This is a genomic window from Rhizobacter sp., assembly GCF_031412495.1.
Classification (GTDB): domain Bacteria; phylum Pseudomonadota; class Gammaproteobacteria; order Burkholderiales; family Burkholderiaceae_C; genus Schlegelella_A.
In genome coordinates this window covers 1-7657 of the sequence record NZ_JANODC010000365.1, presented here as the reverse complement: position 1 = coordinate 7657, position 7657 = coordinate 1, and the positions used below count along the sequence as shown (strand labels likewise).

The 7657-nt window shown below is 69.3% G+C and carries 3 protein-coding genes and 1 pseudogene; all 4 read right to left on the bottom strand.

The features are described 5' to 3' along the window. Positions 1-136: 136 nt before the first annotated feature. Positions 137-478 (bottom strand): Hpt domain-containing protein, encoded by a 342-nt coding sequence (locus AC30N0_RS13455; protein ID WP_489518417.1) that lies wholly within the window; start codon positions 476-478, stop codon positions 137-139. 1 nt (position 479) lies between these two features. Next, positions 480-6803 carry a GAF domain-containing protein gene (locus AC30N0_RS13450; RefSeq protein ID WP_489518416.1) on the bottom strand — a complete coding sequence of 2108 codons (6324 nt, stop codon included), beginning with the start codon at positions 6801-6803 and terminating at the stop codon, positions 480-482. Positions 6804-6919: 116 nt separating this feature from the next. Next, complete coding sequence (minE, locus tag AC30N0_RS13445) at positions 6920-7180, bottom strand: cell division topological specificity factor MinE (RefSeq protein WP_489518415.1); 261 nt, start codon at positions 7178-7180, stop codon at positions 6920-6922. 3 nt (positions 7181-7183) lie between these two features. Continuing rightward, positions 7184-7657: pseudogene (locus tag AC30N0_RS13440) on the bottom strand (septum site-determining protein MinD); the annotation flags it as partial.

Genomic DNA, 7657 nt, shown 5'->3' with positions numbered 1-7657 from the left:
CAGCATCTCGAGCGCGACCCGGCCGTTCGGCGCCGACGCGACGCTGTGCCCCTGCAGCTCGAGGCTGCGCGTCAGCAGCAGGCGGTTGACCATGTTGTCGTCGGCGACCAGCAGCCGCGCCGGGCCGTGCCGGATGTCAGCCACCGCGCAGCGCCTTCAGCTCGGCGGCCGCCGCTGCGTAGTGCTCGGCCAGGGGGCCGAGCGCGCCGGCCGCGCGCGCGGCCTCGATGCCGTTCAGCTCGAGATCGCGGGCCAGCGACGCGAGCGCCAGGGCGCCGAAGGTGCTGGCGTTGGACTTGAGCGAATGCGCGGCGCGACGGAAGGTCTCGGCGTCACGTGCGTCGAGCGACGCGCGCAGGGCGTCGAGCATCGGCGGCGCTTCCTCGAGGAAGGTGTCGATCAGCTCGGCGACGAAGTCGGCGCCGGCTGTCTCCTGCAGCTCCGCGAAGATGGCCGGGTCGATGGCGGGCGAGGCCATGTCAGTGGTCCTGGCGCGCCGGCACGCCTTCGAGCGCCTTGACGAGCTGCTCGACCCGGATCGGCTTGGTCAGGTAGTCGTCCATGCCGGCCGCCAGGCACATCTCGCGGTCGCCCTGCATCGCGTTGGCGGTCATGGCGACGATGCGCGGGCGCTCGCCGGCCGGCAGGCGGGCGCAGATCCGGCGCGTCGCGTCGAGTCCGTCCAGCTCGGGCATCTGCACGTCCATGAGGACGACATCGTAGGCCTGCCGTTCGACCGAGTCGACCGCCTCGATGCCGTTGGCGGCGAGGTCGGCGCGGTAGCCCATCTGCTGCAGCAGGCGCATCGCCAGCTTCTGGTTCACCACGTTGTCCTCGGCGAGCAGGATGCGCAGCGGGTGGCGCGCCGCCATGCCCGGGTCGAAGCGGGGTGCGGTCGATGCCGCTGCGGGCGTCGCCACGCTGTCGTGCGCGAGCAGGTTGACGAGGGTGTCGAACAGGTGCGACTGGCGCAGCGGCTTGGCGAGGTAGGCCGCGAACAGCGACTCGGTGTCGCCGGCCTCGCGGCGGCCGAGCGAGCTGAACAGCACCAGGGGCAGCTTCGGGTGGCTGGCGCGGATGCGCCGCGCGAGCGACAGGCCGTCCATCTCGGGCATGTGCATGTCGACGATCGCCAGGTCGAAGCGCTCGCCGGCTTCGAGCCAGCGCAGGGCCTCGGTCGGCGACTCGGTGTCGCGGGACGGCATGCCCCACTTGGCGGCCTGCAGCGCCAGGATGCGGCGGTTGGTCGCGTTGTCGTCGACCACCAGGACGCGCTTGCCCTGCAGCTCGGGCTGGACCCCGACGAAGTCGCGGCGTCGGCTCGCCGGCATCTCGGCGACGTCGGCCTCGATGGTGAAGAAGAAGGTCGACCCCTTTCCCGGCCCCTCGCTCTCGGCCCACATCCTGCCCCCCATGAGCTCGGCGAGGCGCCGGCTGATCGCCAGGCCCAGGCCCGTGCCGCCGTACTTGCGCGTCGTGCTCGAGTCGGCCTGCGAGAACGACTGGAACAGGCGCGACATGCCTTCGGGGCTGAGGCCGATGCCGGTGTCCTGCACGGCGAAGCTCAGCAGGGCACGACCGGCAGGGCGTGCCTCGCTGCGCACGGTGACGACGACCTCGCCGCTCTCGGTGAACTTGACGGCATTGGCGAGCAGGTTGAGGAGGATCTGGCGCAGCCGCGTCAGGTCGGCGCCGATGGCCGGCGGCACGTCGCCCTCGAACACGTAGGCGATGTCGAGCTGCTTCTCGGTGGCGCGCGTGCTGACGAGATCGAGCGCCGACTCGACGCACTCGCGGAGGTCGAACGGATGCGACTCGATGTCCATCCGCCCGGCCTCGATCTTCGAGAAGTCGAGGATGTCGTTGATGATGGTCAGCAGCGCGTCGCCGGAGTCGCGGATGGTGGAGGCGAAGTCGCGCTGCTCGTCGTCCAGCGGCGTGTCGAGGAGCAGGCCACTCATGCCGATGACGGCGTTCATCGGCGTGCGGATCTCGTGGCTCATGGTCGCCAGGAACGAGCTCTTCGCCTCGTTGGCGGCCTCCGCGGCGGCGCGGGCTTCCTGGGCGGCCTTGAAAAGCCGGGCGTTCTGGATCGCGATCACCGCCTGGTCGGCGAAGCTCTGCAGCAGCGCATGCTCCTTGTCGCTGAACGCGCGCGGCGGCTGGCGCACGAGGTGGATGGTGCCGATGCCGCGGTCTTCCCACAGCATCGGGGCGATCAGCATCGAGAAGTTGCCCACCTCCTCCGTGATCACGCGGATGCCGGCGGGAACACCGGGGCCGTTCGCGAGGTCGGGATAGTGGATGACGCGCCGCTTGCGGATGGGGTAGCCCTGGTACGACTGTGCCAGCGGCCGCGGGAACCCATCGTTCAGGCGCCGCCATGCCTTGTCGGCATCGGCGCGCGACATCGTCGGCGTGTGTTCGAGCTTGACGTGCGAGACCATCCCGTCGTCGCCGACGAGCGAGATTACCACCTGGTCGCTCGTGAACAGCTGCTGGCAGGCCTGCGCGATGGCGTCGAACACGGGCGCCGTGTCGGCCACCGAGTTGCTGATGACCTTCAGCACCTCGGCCGAGGTGCGCTGCTGCTCCAGCGCTTCCTGCGTCTCCTTGAACAGCCGCGCGTTCTGGATCGCGATGGCTGCCTGGTCGGCGAACATCTCGAGCAGGGCGATCTCCTTGGCGGCAAACGCCTGGAGGTTGCGGCGTACGACGAGCAAGGCGCCGACGCCTCGCTCCTGCCACACCATCGGGGCGATCGCGAGCGAGCAATTGCCCGTCTTGGCCACCATGCGGCGGATCAGCTCGGGCACGCCGTCGCCGTGCAGCGCATCCGGATAGCTCATCACCCGTCGCTCGCCCAGGGCTTCGGCGATCACCGTCTGCTCGACCGGAACGGACCGGAACTTCGCGAACTGGCTGCCCTGGTCTCCGCGCACGGAACCGAGGTGGACCATCGACTCTTCGTCGACCGTCAGCACCGACAGGTCCGAGCAGTCGATCAGCCGCTGGCAGCTGTCGAGGATCTTGTCGAACACCGGTTGCGCGTCGGCCACTGAACTGCTGATGACCTCCAGCACCTCGGCCATCGCCGTCTGCTGCTCCAGCGCTTCCTTCGTCTCGTTGAACAGCCGCGCGTTCTGGATCGCGATCACCGCCTGGTCGGCGAAGGTCTGCAGCATCGCCAGTTCCTTCGCCTTGAACGGGCCGGTGGACCGCGCCACCCCGATCGCGCCGATGCCCTGGTCCTTCCAGAGCATCGGTGCGAACACCATCGAGCGGTAGCCGATCAGCTTGGCCATCTTCCGCAGCACGCCCGGCACGTCGTCGCCGTTCTCCAGGTCGGGCCAGTGCATCACGCGTCGCTCGCGCAGGGCCCGTCCTGCCGGCGTGCGATCCACCGGCGCCGGAAACGTCGCGGCGACGATGTCGTGCGACTCGCCGAGGTACGCGGCGATGCGCAGCATGCCTTGCTCGTCGACCAGCAGCACGTCGAGCTCGTCGCCGCCGAACAGGTGCTTGCAGCTTTCGAGGATCTTCTCGAACACCGGTTGCGCATCGGAGACCGAGCTGCTGATGACGGCCAGCACGTCTGCTGACGCCTTCTGCTGCTGCAGCGCCTCCTGCGTCTCGTTGAACAGGCGTGCGTTCTGAATCGCGATCACGGCCTGGTCGGCGAACGTGCGCAGCAGGCCGAACTCCTTCTGGTTGAACGGCACCGGCGGAAAGCGTGCGACGTGGATCGTGCCGATGCCTCTGCCTTCCCACAGCATCGGCGCGATCAGCATGGAGAAGTTGCCGACGTCGCGGCCCATCTGCCGCATGCTTTCGGGAACCCCGGGGCCATGGATCATGTCGGGGTAGTGGACGACCTCGCGCTTCCTGATCGGATAGGCCTGGTAGGACTGCTCCAGCGGGCGCGGATAGCCGCGATCCAGGTATCGGCGTGCGTCGTCGGACTGCATGCCATGGTCGCCCGGGGACCCGGCAATGGCCTCGTGACGGACCCTGCCGTCCTCGCCCACCAGGGAGATGATGGCGTTGCCGCCCACGAAGAGGCGGCAGCAGCTCTCGACGATGGCCTGGAACACGGGCGCGCTGTCCGACACCGAACTGCTGATGACGCTCAGCACCTCGGCCGATGCCTTCTGCTGCTCCAGCGCTTCCTTGGTCTCGTTGAACATCCGCGCGTTCTGGATGGCGATGACGGCCTGGTCGGCGAAGGTCTTGATCAGCGCGATTTCCTTGTCGCTGAAGGGCCTGACCGGGAAGCGGGCGATCCCGAAGGTACCGATGCCCTTGCCGTTCCAGATCAGCGGCACGTACAGCTGCGAATGCTCGCCCATCCACGTCGTGGCCTCGCGCATCGCCGCCGGCACGTCCTTGCCGTGCATCATGTCGGGATAGTGGAGGACGGTCCGCTTGTGCGCGACGTAGCCGTGCAAGGTCTCGCGCACCGGGGCCGGAAATGTGCGATGGAGGTACTCGACGACGGTGGGGTACAGGGCGTCGCCGGGAAACTGCGGCTCGGGGTTGACGTCGAGATGCACCAGGCCGTCCTCGCCGATGAGGCCGATGTTGACGTAGTTCGTGCTCAGGATCCGCCCGGCGCTCGCCAGGATCCGTTCGAAGACCGGCCGGGTGTCGGACACCGAGCTGCCGATTACCTGCAGCACCTCGGCCGATGCGGTCTGCTGCTCGAGGGCCTCCTTGGTCTCGTTGAACAGGCGCGCGTTCTGAATCGCGATCGTCGCCTGGTCGGCGAAGGTCTTCAGCAGCGCGAGCTCGTTCGCGGAGAACGGGCGCGCCGGCTGCCTGAGCACGCCGATGGAGCCGATGCCGCTGTCTTCCCAAAGCATCGGCGCGACCATGAGCGAGACGTTTCCGGCCCGTTCGACGAAGTCCCGGACTCCCGGCTGCGTGGCAGCCAGCGCGCTGATATCAGGAATGTGCAGCACCCGCCGGTCGCGTATCACCTGTCCGGTCTGACTTTGCTCCAGCGGCTTCGCCTCGTCATGGTCGATCGGCGCGGAGATCGAGCCGCGTCGGGCTGCCGTGCGCACCAGGCGATCGTCGCCGACGAGGAAGATGCTGATCTCCTCGCTGGCGAACAGACGCGCGCAGCTGTCGATGATCTTCTCGAAGACGGGAGCGGTGTCGGCCACGGAGCTGCTGATGACCTGCAGCACCTCGGCGGTCGCGGTCTGCCGCTCGAGGGCCTCCCGGGTCTCCTTGAACAGCCGGGCGTTCTCGATCGCGATCACGGCCTGGTCGGCAAAGGTCCGGGCCAGCGCAACGTCGTTGTCGTCGAACGTGCCGGGCTCGGCGCGCAGGATGCCGATGCAGCCGATGGCGCGGCCCTCGCGCAGCAGGGGAACGAACATCCCGGCGCGCCAGCCGATCGCCGCGGCGAGATCGCGCGTGCGCGGGAAGCGCTCGAGCACCGCATCGCTGTCCGGCACGACCACGACCCGCGACGTCACGACGCACTCGCCGGACACGCTCTCGCGGTCGAGCGGCCATCGATCGGCGCGATCGAGGCCCATCGAGCCGTCGCTCGTGACGGCGACCCGGACGAGCGTGTCGTCGGAGGCGAGCAGGAGGTTGACGGCCTTTCCGCCGAACAGCCGCTGGCAGCTGGCGACGATCGCATCGAAGACGGGCTGAGAGTCGGTCACCGAGCTGCTGATGACGCGCAGGATGTCACCGGTGGCCGTCTGCCGCTCCAGCGCTGCGCTCAGGTCGCGTTCGCGGCGATCGGCCTCCTTCAGCAGGCGCTGGGTCTCGTCGAACAGCCGGGCGTTCTCCAGCGCGAGCCCCATCTCCAGGGCGGCGTTTCCGAGGAGGCGGACTTCGGCCTCGCCGTACGCGTGCTCGCGCTCGTAGTTCTCGAGGACGATCGCGCCGAGGAGCCGTTCGCGACCGAGGATCGGCACGAAGGCCACCGACAGCGACGCGTCGGTGCCGGGGATGTCGCGGATGCCGGCGGCGGCGCGCTCCGCCCGCGTGTTCAGCACCAGCGGGCGGCGGGTGCGCTCCATCTGCTCGCCCGGGCCGCCCGGCACCCGCGGCATCGGCTCGACGTGGACGCGCTTGCCGTGCTCGTATTCGTAGAGGAAGTGGATCAGGCCGGTGTCGGGGTCGAACCAGCGCACGCCGATGTCGCCGGTGCGCAGCAGCTCTCTCAGCTTGTCGCCGACGCGGTCGACGATGCCCTGGAAGCCGAGCCCGGCGGCGAGGCCCTGGTGGATGCTGTGGATGACCGCCAGCTCGGCGCTGCGGCGCTCGAGCTCGCGTCGGGACGCGCTCGCCTCGCCCAGGGTGGCGAGCGTCCGGCCCGCCTGCCGTGCGAGCAGCGCGACCGCGGCGAGGTCGTCGTCGGTGAACCGGCCGGCCGTGCCGTCGATATCGGCATAGAGAACGCCGAGGACCGCGTCGCCGGCCACCAGCGGTGCGACCAGGCACGAGCGCTGTTCGACGGGTGCGGCGTCGGCCGGCCCGTGGCGCAGGCCGCCGGTGCGCGTGCGCGCCGCCTCCTCGAGCCATGCAACGACGATCTGCAGCAGCGCCTCGGCGTCGTCGCCGCGCGGCACGCGGCCCACCGCGAGCACCGGCAGCCCGCCTTGATCGACCGCGAGCAGCACGGCGCGTGCGCCCAGGAGCCGGGCGACGTCGGCGACGAGGACTCGGTGGACGGCTGCAGCGCTGCGCTGCTCCGTGACGCGCAGGCCGGCGGCCAGCCACGCGGAAGGTCCCCGGCGCGCGCCGGGCGTTGGGGTGGCGCGCCCGCCTCGACTCATCTGCCGCTCCCGGTTGGAGGAAGGACGGTCGATGCGGTGCCGGATGTCGAGACCGGTGGCCGCAGGACCCGGCGCAGTCTACAGGCGGCGTCTGCGGGTTCTGCCGCGCGCCGCGATCAGCGCACCGCGTCGGGCAGCTCGATCTTCACTTCGAGGATGTCGAGGTTGTCCTGCGTCTGCAGGTGCACGCGGATGTCGTCCGGGCTGATCCGGACGTACTTGGAGATCACCGCGACCAGCTCGCGCTGCAGGGCCGGCAGGTAGTCGGCGCGAGAGCCGCCGCCGCCGCGCTCGTGCGAGAGGATGAGCTGCAGGCGCTCCATGGCGACGCTGGCCGTCTTCTTCTTCTCGCCAAGAAAGTAGGAGAGCAGGGACATCGCTCACCTCCCGCCGAACAGGCGCTTGAAGAAGCCAGGCTTGTCGGCCTCGACGAAGCGCATCGGCCGCTGCTCGCCGAGGAAGCGCGCGACGACGTCCTTGTAGGCCTCGGCGACCTCGCTGTCCTTCATGTGCACCGCCGGCAGGCCCTGGTTCGACGCGTCGAGCACCTTGTCCGACTCGGGGATGACGCCGATCAGCTTGATTCGCAGGATGTCCTTGATGTCGTCGAGCGACAGCATCTGGCCCTGGTCGACGCGGTTCGGGTTGTAGCGTGTGATCAGCAGGTGTTCCTTGATCGGATCGCCGCCTTCCTTGGCGCGCTTGGTCTTGGAGGCCAGCATGCCGAGAATGCGGTCGGAGTCGCGCACCGACGAGACCTCCGGGTTGGTGACAACCAGCGCCTCGTCGGCGAAGTGCATTGCCATCAGCGCGCCGGTCTCGATGCCGGCCGGCGAATCGCAGACGATGTACTC